Consider the following 18,881-nt stretch of genomic DNA (forward strand, 5'->3'; position numbering starts at 1 on the left):
TTTCTGCATTGCGGCCGGAGCCGGCACAGCTCCCAGGAAGCTTGTACCGGCTTTTCGGCCCCGCACAGCAAATGTTAATAGTTACCTACATTCTACACTACTTTCAAACGATATCAAACGGATTTTACCCATTCTTCCACAAATTGAAGCGCACTTTCCAGTTTTTCAGGATCTTTTCCGCCTGCCTGCGCCATATCCGGACGGCCGCCGCCTCCGCCGCCGCAGCGTGCTGCCACCTCTTTGATGACTTTGCCGGCATGATAGCCTTTTTCGATATAGTCCTTGGTCACAGCAGCGATGAGATTTACTTTCCCTTCATTCACACTGCCGAGCACGACTACAGCTGAACCGAGCTTCTGCTTCAGGTCATCCGCCATATTGCGGAGATTGTTCATATCCGCTGCCTGAACCTTTGCAGCAAGATAGGTGATCCCATTCTCTTCCTTCGCTTTCGAAACAAGGCTTCCCGCTTCAATATTGCCCAATTTGGCTGAAAGGGATTCATTTTCGCGCTGAAGCTGTCTCATTTCGCCAAGAAGCGCATCCACCCTTGAAGCTACATCCCTAGGGCCCGATTTCAACGACGATGCTGCCTCAGACAGGATATTGACCTGTTCTTTCAGAAGTTTGTAAGCTGCTTCGCCAGTAGCTGCTTCGATCCTTCTTGTCCCGGCGCCGATTCCGCTTTCGGTGATGATTTTGAACAATCCGATGGCTGACGTATTGCGGACATGGCAACCGCCGCAGAGCTCAAGACTGTAATCGCCCACTTGGACAACCCTGACGATATCTCCGTATTTCTCGCCGAATAATGCCATTGCCCCCATTGCCTTCGCTTCATCGATCGCTTTGTTTTCTATGACAACATTCAGGCTGCTCCAGATTTTTTCATTGACGATTTCTTCTATCTTTTCGAGTTCATCTTCCTTCACTTGCCCGAAATGGGAGAAGTCAAAGCGAAGACGGTCCGGACCAACAAGTGAGCCAGCCTGATTCACATGGCCGCCAAGCACATCCTTCAGTGCCTGGTGCAGGAGGTGGGTAGCTGTATGGTTCTTAATGACTTTGTTGCGGGAGTCCGGGTCGACTTTCGCTGTGACGCCTGCTCCCGTCTCAAGGATGCCGCTTTCCACAACTGCGCTGTGCAGGTTCTGGCCGTTCGGCGCTTTTTGGACATCTTTGATGATGACCATAACCCCTTCGCCTTCAAGAACGCCTTTATCGGCAATCTGGCCGCCGCTTTCTGCGTAGAAAGGCGTCTGGTCAAGGATCAGCTGCACTTCGTCGCCTGTCCCTGCTGCTTCAGCCACTTGCCCGTCCTTGATGATGACAGCAACGACGGATTTCGTTTCAAGTCCCTCATAGCCGACGAACCGGCTTTCAGTCTTGATGTCGCCAAGCACACCTTCCTGGACCTTCATAGACCCGACGTCCTGGCGTGCTGTACGCGCGCGTTCACGCTGGCCTTCCATTTCAGCTTCAAAGCCATCCTGGTCGATCTTCATGCCTTCTTCTTCGGCATATTCCTCTGTCAATTCAACAGGGAAACCGTAAGTGTCATACAGGCGGAATACGTCACCGCCCGGAATGATATTGCTGCCCTTTTCTTTTTCCTTCTTAATAACGGATGAAAGGATGGAAAGGCCGTCATTCAAAGTCTCGTGGAAGCGCTCTTCTTCATTTTTAATGACCTTCTTAATGAATTCCGCCTTTTCATTCACTTGCGGGTAGAAGTCTTCCATGATTTCTCCAACAACATCCACCAGTTCAAACATGAAAGGGCGGTTGATATTGATCTGCTTTGCATAGCGGACTGCCCTGCGCAGAAGCCTGCGGAGCACATAGCCTCTCCCTTCATTGGATGGAAGGGCGCCGTCTCCGACTGCAAAAGCAACCGTCCTGATATGGTCGGCAATGACCTTGAACGCAGTATCCTGTTCAGCACTTTCGCCATATTTGCTTCCTGAGATCTTTTCCACTGCAGTGATGATCGGCATGAACAAATCTGTATCAAAATTGGTTGCTACGCTTTGGACCACAGATGCCATCCGCTCAAGTCCCATGCCTGTATCGATGTTCTTCTTCGGAAGCGGTGTGTAGGTGCCGTCCGGATTATGGTTGAACTCGGAGAATACCAGGTTCCACACCTCGAGATAACGTTCGTTTTCCCCGCCCGGATACAGTTCAGGGTCGTTTTGATCATTGCCGTACTCTGGTCCCCGGTCATAGAAGATCTCGGTATTCGGGCCGCTTGGGCCTTCTCCGATATCCCAGAAGTTGCCCTCAAGGCGGATGATCCTTTCTTCCGGCACTCCGATTTTATTCGTCCAGATGCTGAAGGCTTCTTCGTCTTCCGGATGGATGGTGACTGACAGCTTTTCTTCGTCAAATCCAATCCAGCGCTCGTCTGTCAGGAACTCCCATGCCCAGTCGATTGCTTCTTCCTTGAAATAGTCGCCGATCGAGAAGTTCCCCAGCATTTCAAAGAAAGTGTGGTGGCGCGCCGTTTTACCGACATTCTCGATATCATTTGTCCTGATTGATTTTTGGGCGTTGGTGATCCTTGGATTTTCCGGTATCACCCTGCCGTCAAAATACTTTTTCAAAGTCGCCACACCGCTGTTGATCCATAGCAATGATGGATCATCATGGGGCACAAGAGGCGCACTCGGCTCTACAGAATGGCCTTTTTCCTTGAAAAATTCCAAAAACAGCCGGCGTATTTCTGAACCTGTAAGATTTCTCATTAGAATTTCCTCCTGATCTTATTTTGCCGCCAATGCTTGAGTGCAGGGCAGCGAAGAAGTCTTAAAAACAACAAAAAAAGCCCTCATCCCTGGACAGGGACGAGAGCTTGCTCGCGGTACCACCCTGATTACGAAAGTAAACTTCCGTCTCTCAAGCTCCTTAACGCGGAGAACGGCAGGGATTAGCTGCACTCAGGATTAGCGTTCTGTTATCCTTCATCCGGAATCCTTTCAGCCGCGGAATTCCTCTCTGGTGCACCACTAAAAAAGAGATGCCAGGATGGTCTATAACGTACTCGATCCTTCTTCATGTTGTTTCTATCTTCAATTATCGTATAGTCGCATTATACTGATATGAAAAATGATTTGTCAATCTGTTCTTTTCAGGCGGCTTCATTTTCCCTCCTGCGGCCATGCTATTCGGCTGCCGGTCTGGCTGCAAAATGCCTTCTTGCATGGATGGCGCCTACTTTAAGGACGGCCAGCACCGGAACAGCCAATATCAGGCCGGCAACACCGGCGATCTCCCCGCCGGCCAGCAGGGAAAACATAATGAGGAGCGGATGCATATGAAGGCTTTTGCCGACAATCAGCGGAGACAGGATGTTGCCTTCCAGGAATTGAAGCACCATGACGATGACAGCCGCAAAAATGACCATTTTTACCGACATGGTTGAAGCAATCAGTACAGCCGGCACAGCCCCGATGATCGGGCCAAAATACGGGATGACATTCGTTGCCCCGATGACCGCCCCCAGGAGAAGCGGATACTTTATGCCGGCAATCCAGAAGAACAGGGTACTCAATGCACCGATGACTGCACACACAAGCAGCTGCCCCCTTATATAGCTTCCCAATGACTTGTCTGCATCCTTCAGGAACAGCATGCCGCTTTCTCTCCACTTTTTTGGGGTGAGATACCAGACAGCTTTTTTCATCAGCAGGAAGTCCTTCAGCATATAAAAAGATATAAAAGGAATGATGATGAGAATCAATGCAAAGTTCAGGATGGCCCCTGCAAATGCCATCGCCCTTGAGAGCAGCCGGTCAAGAGATGCTTCGAGCGACTGTATGCCTTCATCAATCCTCATCTGGACAGGCTCAGGCCATTGGGAAGTTTTTGACTGGAGAAGGAGGAGCCACTCCCTGTACTGGTCGGCCAGCTGAGGGGCATGCTCAGCGAGGTCCCTGATCTGGACTATGATGGCAGGGAGCCCCTTATACAGCGCATAGCCCGCTCCGCCAAAGAACAGAGTGTAGATGATAATGACCGCCAGCCCGCGGTGCAGGCCTGTTTCATGGAGCCTCTCGACTACCGGATGAAGAAGATATGTAATGAATGCTGCCGCTGCAAAAGGAAAGATAACAAAGAAAAGAGTCCTGATGACCGGGAGCCATAACGGCTGAAGCTTCAGGAAAATGAATAAAACAATGAAAAGCAGCAGAAGGAAGCCAAGCCTGTAAAACCATTTCAACCGGATATCCATATTTCCCACCTCACTTGTAGTGTGAAGCAGAAAGCTTTAAATATACAAAAATCCCCCGAAATGGGGGATAGAATTATGAAAATGAACGGACAATCCTGTTCTGGAGTTTCTTCATCTGCCTTGAAGACAGGATGTCATTTTTTTGCATATAACTTTGGGCTGCCATGCCGGCGCCGATGAGAAGAGCGGTTGTCATCAATCTGTTCATGCTGTCACCTCTTCTATTTATAGGATATTATAGCGGCGGTCATCTTCATCAAACAGGTCATCCAGGGAGCTCAAGGTTCCGTCTTCCTCTACCTGATGGGTGCTGATGACTCCTTTTGACAAAGACAGCTCGATGAAGCAGCTCCAGCAATAATATTGGTTGATGCCGATTTTTCCAATATCCTTGCTTTGGCAGTTAGGGCATTTTAACATTGATGGACACCTCGCATTGTTTGCAAGCCAGCTTGTTCAAAAAGAGCAAACGGCTATTTCTTAGCGTTAACAATGATGGCATCCTTTCCAAATGCAGGCGGTTCATCTGAATTGACTACCTTTTTTCCTTCGGTTATATCCGAAAAGAAGCCATCTGATAACTCATACCCTACAATGGTGCCCAATTCTTCCAGAAAATATACATCCTCCAAAAGGCCGAGCTGCTCCCCCTCACGGGAAATCATCATCTTTCCGCAGATCCGATGCTGATTTTCAAAGGTATACCCCGAAAGGCGTTTTGCCGGGGAAAGCCCGGAAGCTGTTTTGATCATCACTCCGCCGCTGCCAAAAGCCGAAATATATGCAAAGGGTATCAGAAAGTTTTTTTTCAGGAATGCGCCTTTGCGGAGGAGAAGGCCGGTAATGCTCCCTTCCGGTGAAATGCATATATCATGCACCTCACCGACTGAAGCCCCGCTCTCCGTGTCAAAGACTGGCATCCCCTTCAGCAAAGAAAAAGTCCGCAAAGATCGTCCCACCTTCCCGAACATTATTATTGTCTGCTTCCACCCTTGAATTATTAGGCAAAAAATTTACCTGAACTAACAGGAACAAAAGCGCAAGTGCCTTGATCACCTTAAGGAACGCAGACTAAGAACGCCACGTCCTGTGGCAACGTCTGCATGACCAGCTTCCTGGGGCCCTCAAGACGAACCTCCCGGAAAGGCGTTTTGGCTTGTGACCTCGGCGCAGCTGCTGGACGCGGATCAAGAATTGGAAATTTTCCACAAGTCTTTCAATTTACACATTCCTTAACAGAAAAAACCTGCCAGGCGATGCGCCGGACAGGTCCTTCCTCATTCTTTTTCAGCTTTTTCAATGATTTCATTTCTTTCTCCGCCATCTGAAAGCTCCTCGGAGAATTGCAGTTCGTCTCCGTCTCCGATCAGCTCTGATGATTTAATTTCTGCAGCGGGGAGATTATTGTTCGGGGCGCTTTCCTGATTCCATTTTCTCATTTTCAAACACCTCTATGACTGATGATGTGATATCTTTCAGTCTGCTCAAGACAGGCTGGATTATGCTTTCTCTTCCAAAAAGTCATAAGGAGTGATCGAGCCCATGCCAATCATTGGATCTGCATTCATCAGCTTTACTTCGTATGGAACGTCTTCGGCTTCTTCGTCTGCTTCTTCCTGGCCTGTCTGCTCTGGAGCTTCCCCAAGCGCATCCTGAAGCCGTTTCGTCAGGGAAGTCAGTCTTGCCTGCTCATCCGCCCTCTGTACTCCGGATCGCAGAGCGGATTCTTCCCCGCAGAGAATGAGAAACTGCCTGCTTCTCGTTATGGCAGTATAAATCAGGTTCCTTCTGAGCATGCGGTAATAGCTGCGGACGATCGGCATGATGACAATAGGGAACTCGCTTCCCTGCGATTTATGGACAGAGCAGCAGTAGGCAAGCGTGATCTGGCTGAGGTCCTGCCTCGTATAGGTTGCTTCGTTGCCATCAAAAGAAACGACGATCATATCCTGCTTCTCGGTGTTTTCCTTCGCATAAAAGACTGATACGATCTCGCCCATATCGCCATTAAATACGTTATTTTCCGGCTGGTTGACCAGCTGCAGAACCTTATCGCCCACCCTGTATTTCACATCGCCGAAAGAAAGCTCCTTCCGGGTGCCATCGGGGTTAGGATTCAGAATCTCCTGAAGGATCTTATTCAGATTATCAATACCTGCCGGCCCCCTGTACATGGGGGCGAGGACCTGGATGTCCCTGGACCTGTAGCCTTTTTTCCTGGCATTCAGGACCACCTTTTCAACCACATCGGCAATTTGGGCAGGATTGCATTTAAGGAATGACCGGTCGGCCTGCTGGACCGCGATATCATCAGGAAGGCCGCCTTTTTTGATTTCGTGCGCCAGATCGATGATGGATGAACCTTCTGCCTGCCGGTAAATATCTGTCAGCCTGACAGTGGGCACTTTTTCTGAAAGAAGGAGATCTTTCAGCACCTGGCCGGGGCCGACTGACGGCAGCTGGTCTTCATCTCCTACCAATATGACCTGGATGTTTTCCGGCAAGGCCTTGAACAGCTTGTTCGCCAGCCAAATATCAACCATGGACGTTTCATCGACAATCAGGATTTTCCCTTCCAGCGGGTTGTCTTCATGGTGGTCAAAGCCCTCGGTGCCATTCCACCCGAGGAGCCGGTGTATCGTAACGGCAGGAAGGCCGGTCGATTCGGACATCCTCTTGGCTGCCCTTCCTGTCGGGGCGGCCAGAAGAAACGGGAAAGGTTCTTCCTTTTTATAATCCTTCGGTTCCAGTGAGCAGCCATGCAGCTCAGCATACAGTTCGACTATGCCTTTAATGACTGTCGTTTTTCCCGTTCCCGGCCCCCCCGTCAGAATCAGCATGGGGCTCATAAGGGCAGTCTGGATCGCTTCCTTTTGTGTAGGGGCATACTGCACACCTATCCGGTCCTCAAGGCTGCCAAGCGCAAGCAGGAACTCCGACTCAGGGAACTGTTCATCATACTCGGTTTGCTGCAGCAGCCGCTTAATGCTCGTGACAAGCCCTTTTTCAGCAAAATAAAGGGAAGGAAGATAAACCTGCTTATCTTCTGCCATGATCTTCCCTTCTTCTTCAAGCTTGATGACCTCCTGCGAAATGGAGCTGTATTCAATCTGGTCGCGTTTATTTTCTTCAAGCAGAGCCCTTGCTTTTTCCAGGAGGGTGCGGGCATGCACATAGACGTTTCCGTTCTGCATGCTTTCTGTTTCCAGGATATACAGGCATGCCGCCTTGATCCGGTCGGGATGGCTCCCTGAAATGCCGAGCTGGAAGCCAAGCTCATCTGCCCTGCCAAAGCCTATGCCTTCAATATCTTCAACCAGCTTGTATGGATTGGTCTGCAGGACCTGGATGGTCTCATCCTTGTACATCTGATAAATTTTCATGCTCAGCTGAGGGCCGAAGCCATACTGATTCAGTGCAATCATTGCCTGTTCCAGACCCTGATGCTCCATGAGTGTGTCATAAAGGACCTTTGCTTTTTCAGGAGGAAGTTTCGGTATTTCGTCCAGGAGGGAGGGCTGGTTCAGGATTCTGGAAATCGCATTTTCCCCAAGTTTATCTACGATGGATTCAGCCGTCTTTTTCCCGATGCCTTTAAAAAGCTCGCCGGAAAGATAGCCTACTACGCCTTGCTTGGTCTGGGGGATGTCCTTGCGGAAATGGCTCGCCAGGAATTGAAGCCCGAATTTCGGATGCTCCTTGAATTCCCCATAGAAAATATACGATTCATGGTCATGCACCTTCGGAAAATAGCCTGTGATGACAGCTTCCTTATCCTCATATTCATGATTAGTTTCTTCCACCCGGATCCGGAGCACCGTATATAAATTTGATTCATTATGAAAAATGGTCACGAGATGCTTCCCTTTGACGAATTTGCCCTGATCGGCAAACAGATCCAGAGAATCCTGCTTCTCCATCATCATTCCCCCTTCCTAAAAGCAGGCTGATTTTTTTCCGGTATGTCAGCTTTTTTCAATCAATTTCTTTCCATATCCTGCAAGCATGTGATCCGGCTGTATTTCCAGTGCTTTATCGAACATAGAAAGCGCCTTTTCTGCTTCTTCCTTGAATCCATAAGCTACGCCAAGATTGTAGTATCCATCGGCATGCTCCGGGTCAATTTCCACACAGCGGCTGAACTGGACGATTGCCTCGTCAATTAATTCCTGCTGGGCCAGGCATAGTCCGTACTGGAAGTGTGCTTCAGCATCGTCCCCATTCAATTCTGTGCTTCTTTGCAGGTAAGGCAAAGCCAGCCTGGCCTGGTCCAGCTGCATCAGTGTGAGTCCGAGCATAAAATAGTTATCGGCTGATTCGAGCCCTTTTCTCATTGCCTGTTCAAACATGTTTTTGGCAGAGTCCAGCTGGTCTGATTCGAAATAAAGATTGCCTGCGCTGTAATAGGCAGCAGCGGCATTTTCATCGATTTCAATGGCCTTTTCATAGAATTTAAGGGCTTGTTCGTTTTCCCCTGCAGCGGCAAGAACATTGCCTAAATTTATATATGAAACAGGATCCGTTCCATTTTCACTGATAGCCTCCATGAAGACCTTGGCTGCTTCCTCCCATTTCCCTTCCCTCATAAGCTCGATTCCATGCTGATTTTTATCCATGTAAACCACTCTCCATCTATGTAATGCAAGGAGGCACGCGCAGATGGCGTCCGCCCTGTTCCTTAAAAAGCAAATTGCCTCGGAAGGCGTCTGCAGAAATTATATCATAAAGAGGCAGCCGATTTCCGCTTGGCGAAAACCCCATTATGATACTTCTTTCCAGAAGAAAGCCCCGATTCCAGCTGGACCGGGGCATTGCTCAGCCGACATATGTCAGCATTTGTTCATTGTTGAATACGCGGTCGATCGTTCCGCCTCCAAGGCAGACTTCACCATCATAAAACACGACGGCCTGACCTGGTGTAACAGCTCTGATAGGCGAATGGAAGGTTACCTTAGCCTGTCCATTCTCAAGCAGTGTAACACTTACAGCATTATCCGGCTGGCGGTATCTGAATTTTGCCGTGCACTCGAATGTTTCGCCTGGCGCCTTTGATACCCAGCTGACATTGTCAGCAATGATGGAATCAGAATAGAGCTTTTCATTGTCAAAGCCCTGCCCGACATATAAAACATTGCGCTTCAGGTCCTTCCCGATAACAAACCACGGATCACCTGCACCGCCGATGCCAAGTCCATGGCGCTGGCCGATGGTATAGTACATCAAGCCGTCATGCTTCCCTACCGTTTCGCCTTCCATGGTTTCCATGCTGCCAGGCTGGGCCGGCAGATAATTGCCGAGGAACTCTTTGAAATTGCGTTCGCCAATAAAGCAGATTCCTGTGCTGTCCTTTTTGGAAGCTGTGGCAAGGCCTGCTTTCTTGGCAATTTCCCTTACTTCGGATTTCTCGATGCTGCCGATCGGGAACATGACCTTGGAAAGCTGCTCCTCAGTGAGCTGATTCAAGAAGTATGTCTGGTCCTTGTTTTCATCAAGTCCGCGAAGCATCTTCACGCCATTTTCCCCATGCTCCACCCTCGCATAATGCCCTGTTGCGAGATAATCGGCGCCAAGGCTCAGCGCGTGCTCAAGAAATGCTTTGAATTTGATTTCCTTGTTGCACATGACATCAGGATTTGGCGTGCGGCCTGCTTTATATTCATCAAGAAAATACGTAAATACTTTATCCCAATACTGTTTTTCGAAATTGACTGCATAATAAGGGATGCCAATCTGGTTGCAGACCCTGATGACATCTTCATAGTCTTCTGTTGCGGTACAGACGCCATTCTCGTCCGTATCGTCCCAGTTTTTCATAAAAATGCCGATAACATCATAGCCCTGCTCTTTAAGAAGCAGTGCGGCCACAGATGAATCGACACCTCCTGACATTCCGACGACTACCCGGGTATCTTTAGGGGATTTTGTCATCTTCCTCACCTCTCTTGTGTTTCGGCTTTTATCGTAAAGGGCAGAAAAGTTTCTTTCTCCCCTTTTGCTGCTGCCAATATAACAGAGAGCTTATTTCCTAAGCCTCTGGATGATTTTTGCCGTTTCTTCCCCGGCTTTTGCAATCTGCTCCACGGAATTTGTAAATCCGAAGCTGAAGCGGATCGAATTGGCCAGCCGTCCGGAATTCTTTCCAAACATGGCTACCAGGACATGCGACGGATCGATCGATCCTGCTGTGCAGGCTGAGCCGCTTGATGCGGCAATCCCTGCCAGATCGAGATTGACGAGCATGCTTTCGACATTGGTTCCGGGAAAGCTTAAGTTTAAAACATGGGGGAGCGTGTTATCAAGTAATCCGTTCGGGCAGAATTCCACACCGGCTTCCTCAAGCTTTGACATGAAGACCCGCTTGAATTCACGGTATTTCCGGACGCTTTCCTCCCTGTTTTCGGAGGCAATGCTGACAGCTTCCTGAAAACCGGCTATAGAAGCAACATTCTCCGTGCCTGCACGGCGCTTCCTTTCCTGCTCTCCGCCATACATCCTCGGTGAAAAAAGCTTTGCATCCTTGTTTTTGTACAGAAAGCCGATCCCTTTCGGCCCATTGATTTTGTGGGCTGAGACTGAAAGGAAGTCCGCATTCAGTTCACCTACATCCAGTTTTTCCAGCCCGTATGCCTGGACGGCATCGGTATGGAAATAGGCAGGATGATCCTTCAGGAGGGCGCCAATTTCCCTGATTGGCTGGATGGTCCCGACCTCGTTATTGCCGTACATGATTGTCACAAGGGCCGTATCATCCCTCAGCGCTTTCCGGACATCTTCCACTTTTATAATCCCGGTTTCATCTACAGGGAGATAAGTGACTTCAAAGCCCTGCTGTTCAAGCTGCCTGCAGGTATGGAGAACAGCATGATGCTCAATTTCCGTTGTTATAATATGCCCTCCGTCCGGGCGGCCTGCAGCAGTTCCAAGGATCGCCAGGTTATCAGCTTCTGTGCCCCCGCTCGTAAAGATGATCTCACTTGCTTGCGCGCCGATGCTCCTGGCAAGGAATTCCCTTGCTTCATCGACAATATTACGTGCACTTCTACCATAAAAATGGATGCTCGACGGATTCCCGAAATCCGACTGCATTACTTCAAGCATCCGCTCAATGACGCGCGGATGCATGGGAGAGGTTGCAGCATGATCAATATAAATTCTATCCAATCCATTCACCTTCTAATTGAATTCCTTTTGTACAGATATGCCCAGCATCGTATTTTTAAAATTATGCCCGCTGGCCAGAAAGCTGATACTGTCTCTGCGGGAACTAAATATAAAACATATAAGCATCAGATTCGCCGCTGTCTGTATGGTTTGCCAGGTCCTCAAGCGTCGTGCTGTCCAGCACTTCCTTGACAGCATCCCTGATCCTCATCCAAAGCTCCCTTTTCGCAGGCTCTTCGTCTTCAATGCCTTCGACAGGGCTGATCGGCCCTTCAAGTACTCTGATGATATCGCCTGAAGTGATATCGGCAGGCTCATGGCCAAGCACATATCCGCCATAGGCACCGCGAATGCTTCTGACAAGTCCGGCGTTGCGTAGCGGAGCAATCAGCTGCTCCAGATAGTGCTCGGAAAGATCGTTCGTCTGGGCGATGGATTTCAGGGAAATCGGCCCTTCTCCATGTTTTTTAGCCAATTCAATCATAATAGTCAGGCCATAGCGGCCTTTAGTGGAAATCTTCATGAACTTGCACCTCGATCTTGTTCTTTTAGTGAAGGAGCACCAATGCCTCCCTTTTTGCTGTGCAGCTTTTCAAGCCATTTATCTGTCAATGTCTGGCACTGCGGCAGGGCAATTCCAACCAGCGGCCCGATGACGAGCGTATAAAGAATCGTCGCCCAGAAAATCGGTCCGCCGAGCAGCCAGCCTGCAGCCAGGACCAGCAGCTCCATAGCACCGCGGACATCGCGGATTTTCCATCCTGTCTTGGCTGCCAGGGCAATCATTAAACTGTCGCGAGGCCCTGCCCCGAATTGGGCGGAGATATAAAGCCCCATTCCATAAGCATTAATAATGATGCCAGCGCCAAGCATGACTATTTTTCCAGCCAGGCTGCCAGGCGTCTGCATGAAAGGCAGCATCATGTATAAATCAATGAACACTCCGATTAAAAGCATATTCAGAAATGCCCCGAACTGGGGGATCTCACCTGAAAGCAAGGCAGCGGCCGTCAGGATGACCAGCCCCACAATGATTGACCAGCTTCCGATTGTCAGTCCTGCCTGGTAGTAAAGGCCGACATGGAGCACATCCCATGGTGTCGCCCCAAGCTCTGCTTTGATCAGGAGAACGATGCCAAGCGCCATGACGAGAAGGCCTGAAAAAAACACTAAAAAACGGGGTCCTGTCTGCCCTCTTCTTTTTCTGATCATTGGTCTCTTCTGCTCCCTGTGCCAGAATGGCTTTTTATATTAAAATTTTACCAAAATGCTTAGTAATTATATAGACTTTTGACATTATAGCATATATTCCCGTCTTTATGCAGAAGAGTCCCGCCATTCTGCAGCCGGCAGGAGCTTTCCTTTTTCTTTAGAAACCCATTTGCGGTAAACTGATAATAGGAATCGGATCGGGAAAACAACATGCACTAATAATTAAACTGCTGGAGAGATGCATTATGAATACCAAGCCGCTTGCCTTCCGCATGAGGCCTAAATCAATTGAAGATATCATCGGCCAGGAGCATCTGGTCGGCGAGGGGAAAATCATATACAGAATGGTGAAGGCAAGGCAGCTTTCTTCCATGATCCTGTACGGGCCGCCGGGGATCGGAAAAACATCGATTGCCAGCGCCATTGCCGGCAGCACACAATTTGCCTTCCGGACATTGAATGCTGTAACAAATAATAAGAAGGATATGGAAGTTGTGGCTGCTGAAGCCAAGATGTCCGGAAAAGTCATTCTCCTTCTTGATGAGGTTCACCGCCTGGACAAAGCCAAGCAGGATTTTCTCCTTCCTTACCTGGAAAATGGGATGATCGTGCTGATCGGCGCCACTACCAGCAATCCTTACCATGCGATCAATCCTGCAATACGGAGCCGCTGCCAAATCTTTGAGCTTAAGCCGCTTTCTGAAGAAGATATAAAGAAAAGCCTGCTCAGAGCCCTGCAGGACAAAGAGAACGGCTTTGGGAATGAAAAAATTGAAATAGATGAAGATGCCCTGTCCCATTTGGCTTCTTCCTCCAACGGGGATGTGCGCAGCTCCCTTAATGCCCTTGAGCTGGCTGTCCTTTCAACAGAAAAAGATGAAAAAGAAGTCATCCGGATTGGTCTTGGAACTGCCGAGGAATGCCTGCAGCGAAAAAGCTTTGTCCATGATAAGGACGGTGATGCACACTATGATGTGCTGTCAGGATTCCAGAAAAGCATCCGCGGCAGCGATGTAAACGCCGCCCTTCATTATCTGGGCAGGCTGATTGAAGCCGGTGATCTTGTGAGCATCAGCAGGAGACTGCTCGTCATTGCTTATGAAGATATTGGTCTTGCAAGCCCGCAGGCTGGTGCCCGCACGCTCGCAGCCATTGAAACCGCTGAGAGAATCGGATTTCCGGAGGCACGCATCCCGCTTGCCAATGCTGTCATTGAACTGTGCCTGTCTCCGAAATCAAACTCAGCTTATTCTGCCCTTGACGCAGCAATTGCCGATATCCGGGCCGGCAAAAGCGGCGAAGTGCCCCAGCATCTGAAGGACGCCCACTACAAAGGCGCCAGCGAGCTTGGCAGAGGAATCGACTATAAATATCCGCATGATTATCCCGGAGGCTGGGTAAAGCAGCAGTACCTGCCTGATAAAATAAAGAACAAAATCTATTATGAGCCCAAAACAACCGGGAAATTTGAGCAGGCCCTCGCAGCTATTTATGAGAAGCTTAACAAAAGTAGATGAAGACTCGCACCTCACAAAGGGCTGTCCACATACAGGGACAGCCCCTTTTGTTGAATAAGATCATTTGTGCAGGTGACGATAAGAAATAAAGGAAAAGGAGGGCGGAGCATGACAGCAAAAAATAAAAAATGGACTGGCGAAGAGGACCAAATCCTGGTTGGCGCACTGGAAGAAGGGAAAAGCCTGGGGAGGACGAAAAAGGCAAGTTATGAGGATGCCGCCAAAAAGCTTGAAAGATCTGCTTCTGCCTGCAGGACAAGATATAACAGTCTGCTGAAATATGAGGACGCTCCTTCTGTGAAGCAGGACGATCGTGAAGCCCCTGTTCCCGGAGACACCCTGGGCCTCAGCAAGGGAATAGCTTTCCTTCAAAAGCTGCAGTCCCTGATTCCGCTCATAAATGAACAAAAAGAACTACAGGAGGAGTCGGCCAAACTCGCAGAAAGAAACAAGCTTCTGGAAAAGGAATTAGAAGACAAACATTTAAAACTTCAGGAATACCTTCAGAAATATGAGGAAATGTTCGGGATACTAAAAGAAGCAGGGATCATGGCCGAGGAAGCAGGTATTGGAGTTAAAGTGCTCCATTAAAACCATAAACCGTATCAATGCAGTGTTAGGAACACAACTTTATGAGCAAACCCAAAAAAATAAGAGTATTAGGCTTTTTTCGTAAAGATTGTTGCTTTTAATTATAATAATAAACAATTTATATTTTATGGTATTACCTCCAAATTCGTGGCCAGCAAGCCTTAAAATAAGCGGAGATTCTCCGGTTAGGATGCTTAATATGGCACGGGTGGGTGTAAATAAGCGGAGAATTTTCGGTTAAGTAGAGCGAAGTTGCCCATTTTCCTGTTTTTTGAGACGATAGACGGAATTTCTCCGTCTATTTGAGCTATTTTTAGAGCTTTTTTGAAATTAGAGGGAATTTCTCCGCTTATTTTTAAACCTGTCAATGATCCCCTCAATCAGTCCGAACAGGTCAGCTCTTTTATGGCTGGGCGGGGAAAAAACGCCCCCTGAAAAGGTATTTTATCATGTCTTATAAGGATGACAAGATAGCAACAACCTATGCGAAAAGAGCCTATATTAAAGAATCTAACTGGAATTGACTGCCGATCTTTGAACTGCCGAAATAAGTTATGAACCCTGTTGATTGGAGTGGAAGGCACGCAGACTCCTGCGGGAAATAGCGGAAGAGTTGAGACCCCACAGGAGCTTGCTCCGAGGAGCATTCCTGTAATAAAGTAATTGGGTTATTTTTCGGGATTTCTGCGATGTGCATAAAAAAAGTCCCCCTGGTACGATAGAGAGTGTCATGCATGACCTCGAATTAAGTACCGAAGGGAGACTTCTACTATGGATATTACACAAAATGAACGACTTAGGCAAATTAATGAACACACACTGATCATTGGAATCGATATCGCCAAGTACAATCATGTGGCCCGGGCCATTGATGACCGCGGTATCGATTTATCCAAACGGCTAGTTTTCCCTAACTCGTTAGAAGGATTCAACCTTTTACTTCAGTGGGCAAGGCAACTAAGCCAGGAAACAGGTCGTCCAAACTTGATGATAGGCATGGAGCCCACAGGCCATTATTGGTTGAATTTAGCCTATTTTCTTAAAGCTAAAGGGGAAAAAACCGTCGTTGTAAACCCGATGAAGGTCAAAAAATCGAAAGAGCTGGATGATGATTCCCCCACCAAAAATGACACGAAGGACGCCAAAGTAATCGCCCAGGTCATACGTGCGGGCCGTTATCATGAACCTATCTTACCTGAGGGGTTATATGCAGAGCTTCGTGAAGGAATCAAACTGTTTGACATGATTCAAGAGGACCTGTCTTCGATTAAAGCACAAATGCATAATGTGCTGGATCGGTATTTCCCTGAATTCTTAACAGTCTTTAAAGAATGGAACGGCAAAGCAGCGCTACAATTCTTGAAGTGCGGTTATCTGCCCGAAGATATTCAGCAAAAGACAGAAGAAGAACTTCTTAAAGAAGTAAAGCCGGTGGCCCAGAATACTCCAATGTCGAAGATATCCCGCCTTAAGCAGGCGGCCGCCTCAAGCGTTGGAATGACCACTGGTCTCCGGATGGCCCGCAAGGAGATTCTATATCTTGTGGATCAGTATCATTGGTTATCAGAACGCCTCCAAGACCTTAAAGTAGAATTGGAGGAGCTGGTGCGGCAGGTTCCAGGGGCGGAGAGGATGATGGACATCAGAGGCATCGGGTCTATGACCGTCGTTGGCTTCTTTGCCGAGGTTGGCGACCTCTCAAATTACCGAGATCCACGCCAAATTATTAAATTAGCGGGACTCAACCTGAAGATGAACCAATCCGGCAAGCACAAGGGGCAGACAACCATTACCAAACGCGGAAGGCGGAGACTGCGTGCCATTCTGTATCAAGTCGCCCGCCCGCTGGCCTGTCACAATAAAGGGTTCAAAGCCCTCCATTATCACTACAAAAACAGGGCTAAAAACCCTCTAACGGGGAAACAGTCCTACATTGCCTTAGGCCGTAAGCTGATCAAAATCCTGTTTGTGATTGGAACACGGGAGTGTTCTTTCAGTGAAGAACGCATGATTCATGATATCCCACATTTCTCTGATGTACAGGTAGCTGTTTAAATCAAATTCCGTTTCTTGTATTGTTTGTTTATACTGTTTCTAAATCAAGACAGAAGAAGCACGGATAAGCCGGTCACCATTCCGAGCATTAGGGCATAGACCCACCCGAGGAGCATATCCGGCATCCACACATGGCTAGGTCGAACGAAGGAATTTGCGCGCATAGACGCCGAGAGAAATGGGAGGGTCCACCACCATGTCGTAAGTGGAGATCCAAAGGTGCGATTATCAATTTACTTCCTATAACTGGTAATTGATATATCCGGTCTATTGAGACGCAAAGTCCACTTCCAAATTCTTAAAAATTTGGATGAAAATGTTCATCTACGCCGTCCCCCTTCTTTATAGTCAAGAGATGAAATGGGAGTAAAACAAAGCAATTATAAGAAAACGGTCGTTTTCATGAGGGAGGCTCAACTCCGCCCCGCGGAAAGCGAAGTGCCTGGAACGCAAATCAACAGCCCCCTTTAAAAAGGAGGATTCTTTCCTAATGCAAGCAAAATCAATTTTATGCGCAGCAACATGCAATGCAAGAGCATCACATCCACTGCAGTGCTCTTTCCCTTCCCAAAGAACCAAAAGATAGAGAATGATGTCCTATTCATACTACCTAACGGAATTGACCACTGTTTTTGACTGCCGATAAATTTATCAAACCCTGTTGATTGGAGTGCAAGGCACGTAGACTCCTGCGGGAAATAGCGGAAGAGTTGAGACCCCACAGGAGCTTGCTCCGAGGAGGCTCAACTCCGCCCCGCGGAAAGCGAAGTGCCTGGAACGCAAATCAACAGCTCCCTTCAAAAAGGAGAACTTTTTCCTAATGCAAACAAATTCGTTTTTGACCAATATAAAAGAGCACCGCATTAACCGCAGTGCTCTTCCACATGGTTCCTTATTTATCATTCACCCTGCTAATCTTAATATCCTTCAGCAGATCCCTCACCACATAGCTGGCCATGACCAGTCCGGCTACAGAAGGAACAAATGCGTTTGAGGAAGGAGGCATTTTCGCTTTGCGGATTGGGGCATCGTCCTTGCCCACTTCCTTCCTTACCTCCTCACGGATCACAATCGGACTTTCATCCGAGAACACAACCGGAATCCCTTTGCGGATCCCTTCCTTGCGCAGACGTGTGCGGATGACCTTGGCAATCGGATCGGTATGCGTCTTAAAGATATCGGCAATCTGGAACCTGGTCGGATCCATTTTATTGGCTGCCCCCATGCTTGAAATCATCGGGATATCCCTCTTCAGGCATTCCTTGATCAGATGGATTTTATAAGAAATTGTATCACTGGCATCCACTACATAATCAAGACCGTATGCAAAGATTTCCTCATACGTCTCTTCTGTGTAAAACATCTTTAATGCAATAACTTCACAGTCCGGATTGATATCCTTAATGCGTTCCTTCATTAAATCCGCCTTCGGTTTCCCGACAGTCGAAACCAAAGCAATGATCTGGCGGTTGACATTGGTAATATCAACATCGTCCTTATCAATTAAAATCAGCTTCCCGACTCCTGAACGCGCCAATGCTTCTGCAGCAAATGATCCTACCCCGCCAATCCCGAGGACTGCCACTGTGCTGTTTTTCATTGTTTCAAGGCCTTCCCGGCCAATCGCAAGTTCGTTTCGTGAAAATTGGTGCAGCATCTATCTCAACTCCATTAAATTTATTTGAATAAATATGCCAGTATCAGGGGCTTTTTCAGCGCATATGGCCCCCTCATCTCTTATGTATCTATTACCCGATAATGAATATATCATACTTCATTATAAAAACAAGTATTTCTATAGGAATTAGCAGCGGTGGACAATAAAAAACCATGCTTTCCAGCATGGTTTTGCATTCATATTAAGAAAGAGTCCCAATTGTGCCGTCGCCTTGGATGCCTTCGTTTTGAACCCGCACTCAGCAGGTGGGTGCCCTATTCCCGCTTTTGTAAGTCCCCTAAGCCAGAGGCGTTTACGCCGCAAGGAAATCCGGGCTCCCGAAGGTATAATGTTAGGTCAAAATGTCAGGTGAAACAACGAACACATTAGGACTCTTCTGTTATTGATAGTATAGTATCATATCCCGCATGCCAGTATCAAGGAATAAGGGATA

General features: G+C 48.1%; 16 protein-coding genes and 1 other RNA gene. 3 read left to right on the plus strand and 14 right to left on the minus strand.

The genetic code is table 11. The annotated features are described in order from the left end of the window. Positions 1 to 113: 113 nt before the first annotated feature. The 12 genes from alaS to AC4E8B_RS18200 all read right to left on the minus strand — a co-directional run bounded on the left by alaS (position 114) and on the right by AC4E8B_RS18200 (position 12,607). On the minus strand, positions 114 to 2,747 hold the full coding sequence (alaS, locus tag AC4E8B_RS18145; protein WP_490214716.1) for an alanine--tRNA ligase: 2,634 nt from the start codon (positions 2,745 to 2,747) through the stop codon (positions 114 to 116). Between the two features lie 416 nt (positions 2,748 to 3,163). Continuing rightward, the gene (locus tag AC4E8B_RS18150) at positions 3,164 to 4,234 is read right to left on the minus strand and encodes an AI-2E family transporter (RefSeq protein WP_490214717.1); all 1,071 of its coding nucleotides are present in this window, start codon (positions 4,232 to 4,234) and stop codon (positions 3,164 to 3,166) included. A 73-nt stretch (positions 4,235 to 4,307) separates the two neighbouring features. Beyond that, a complete protein-coding gene (locus tag AC4E8B_RS18155) occupies positions 4,308 to 4,442 on the minus strand; it encodes a YrzQ family protein (RefSeq protein WP_490214718.1) in 135 nt (44 codons plus the stop codon). 17 nt (positions 4,443 to 4,459) lie between these two features. Continuing rightward, positions 4,460 to 4,654 carry a hypothetical protein gene (locus AC4E8B_RS18160; protein ID WP_490214719.1) on the minus strand — a complete coding sequence of 65 codons (195 nt, stop codon included), beginning with the start codon at positions 4,652 to 4,654 and terminating at the stop codon, positions 4,460 to 4,462. A 53-nt stretch (positions 4,655 to 4,707) separates the two neighbouring features. Next, complete coding sequence (locus tag AC4E8B_RS18165; protein WP_490214720.1) at positions 4,708 to 5,181, minus strand: PRC-barrel domain-containing protein; 474 nt, start codon at positions 5,179 to 5,181, stop codon at positions 4,708 to 4,710. A 330-nt stretch (positions 5,182 to 5,511) separates the two neighbouring features. Continuing rightward, entirely contained in the window at positions 5,512 to 5,673 is a 162-nt protein-coding gene (locus AC4E8B_RS18170) for a hypothetical protein (protein ID WP_490214721.1), read from the minus strand. 60 nt (positions 5,674 to 5,733) lie between these two features. Then, positions 5,734 to 8,154 carry an SF1B family DNA helicase RecD2 gene (recD2, locus tag AC4E8B_RS18175; RefSeq protein ID WP_490219769.1) on the minus strand — a complete coding sequence of 807 codons (2,421 nt, stop codon included), beginning with the start codon at positions 8,152 to 8,154 and terminating at the stop codon, positions 5,734 to 5,736. A 45-nt stretch (positions 8,155 to 8,199) separates the two neighbouring features. Next, positions 8,200 to 8,850, minus strand: a complete 651-nt coding sequence (locus AC4E8B_RS18180; RefSeq protein WP_490214722.1) for a tetratricopeptide repeat protein — start codon at positions 8,848 to 8,850, stop codon at positions 8,200 to 8,202. 199 nt (positions 8,851 to 9,049) lie between these two features. Further along, positions 9,050 to 10,162, minus strand: a complete 1,113-nt coding sequence (mnmA, locus tag AC4E8B_RS18185; protein WP_490214723.1) for a tRNA 2-thiouridine(34) synthase MnmA — start codon at positions 10,160 to 10,162, stop codon at positions 9,050 to 9,052. A gap of 90 nt (positions 10,163 to 10,252) precedes the next feature. After that, a complete protein-coding gene (locus AC4E8B_RS18190) occupies positions 10,253 to 11,395 on the minus strand; it encodes a cysteine desulfurase family protein (RefSeq protein ID WP_490214724.1) in 1,143 nt (380 codons plus the stop codon). Positions 11,396 to 11,498: 103 nt separating this feature from the next. Beyond that, positions 11,499 to 11,918 (minus strand): cysteine metabolism transcriptional regulator CymR, encoded by a 420-nt coding sequence (cymR, locus tag AC4E8B_RS18195; RefSeq protein WP_009796213.1) that lies wholly within the window; start codon positions 11,916 to 11,918, stop codon positions 11,499 to 11,501. Further along, on the minus strand, positions 11,915 to 12,607 hold the full coding sequence (locus tag AC4E8B_RS18200; protein WP_490214725.1) for a YczE/YyaS/YitT family protein: 693 nt from the start codon (positions 12,605 to 12,607) through the stop codon (positions 11,915 to 11,917). The genes cymR and AC4E8B_RS18200 overlap by 4 nt, the downstream gene beginning before the upstream one ends. 245 nt (positions 12,608 to 12,852) lie before the next feature. On the opposite strand from AC4E8B_RS18200, the gene AC4E8B_RS18205 reads away from it, so the two are divergent. The 3 genes from AC4E8B_RS18205 to AC4E8B_RS18215 all read left to right on the plus strand — a co-directional run bounded on the left by AC4E8B_RS18205 (position 12,853) and on the right by AC4E8B_RS18215 (position 16,770). Continuing rightward, complete coding sequence (locus tag AC4E8B_RS18205; protein ID WP_490214726.1) at positions 12,853 to 14,124, plus strand: replication-associated recombination protein A; 1,272 nt, start codon at positions 12,853 to 12,855, stop codon at positions 14,122 to 14,124. 108 nt (positions 14,125 to 14,232) lie between these two features. Then, on the plus strand, positions 14,233 to 14,715 hold the full coding sequence (locus tag AC4E8B_RS18210) for a hypothetical protein (RefSeq protein ID WP_490214727.1): 483 nt from the start codon (positions 14,233 to 14,235) through the stop codon (positions 14,713 to 14,715). Positions 14,716 to 15,486: 771 nt separating this feature from the next. Next, the gene (locus tag AC4E8B_RS18215) at positions 15,487 to 16,770 is read left to right on the plus strand and encodes an IS110 family RNA-guided transposase (RefSeq protein WP_490214728.1); all 1,284 of its coding nucleotides are present in this window, start codon (positions 15,487 to 15,489) and stop codon (positions 16,768 to 16,770) included. Between the two features lie 892 nt (positions 16,771 to 17,662). Here AC4E8B_RS18215 and AC4E8B_RS18220 read toward each other — a convergent pair. Beyond that, positions 17,663 to 18,427 carry a tRNA threonylcarbamoyladenosine dehydratase gene (locus AC4E8B_RS18220; protein WP_490214729.1) on the minus strand — a complete coding sequence of 255 codons (765 nt, stop codon included), beginning with the start codon at positions 18,425 to 18,427 and terminating at the stop codon, positions 17,663 to 17,665. A 208-nt stretch (positions 18,428 to 18,635) separates the two neighbouring features. After that, a non-coding RNA gene (gene ssrS / locus AC4E8B_RS18225) (6S RNA) lies at positions 18,636 to 18,823 on the minus strand. Between the last annotated feature and the right edge of the window lie 58 nt (positions 18,824 to 18,881).

This window comes from Bacillus sp. SRL543 (genome assembly GCF_984799205.1).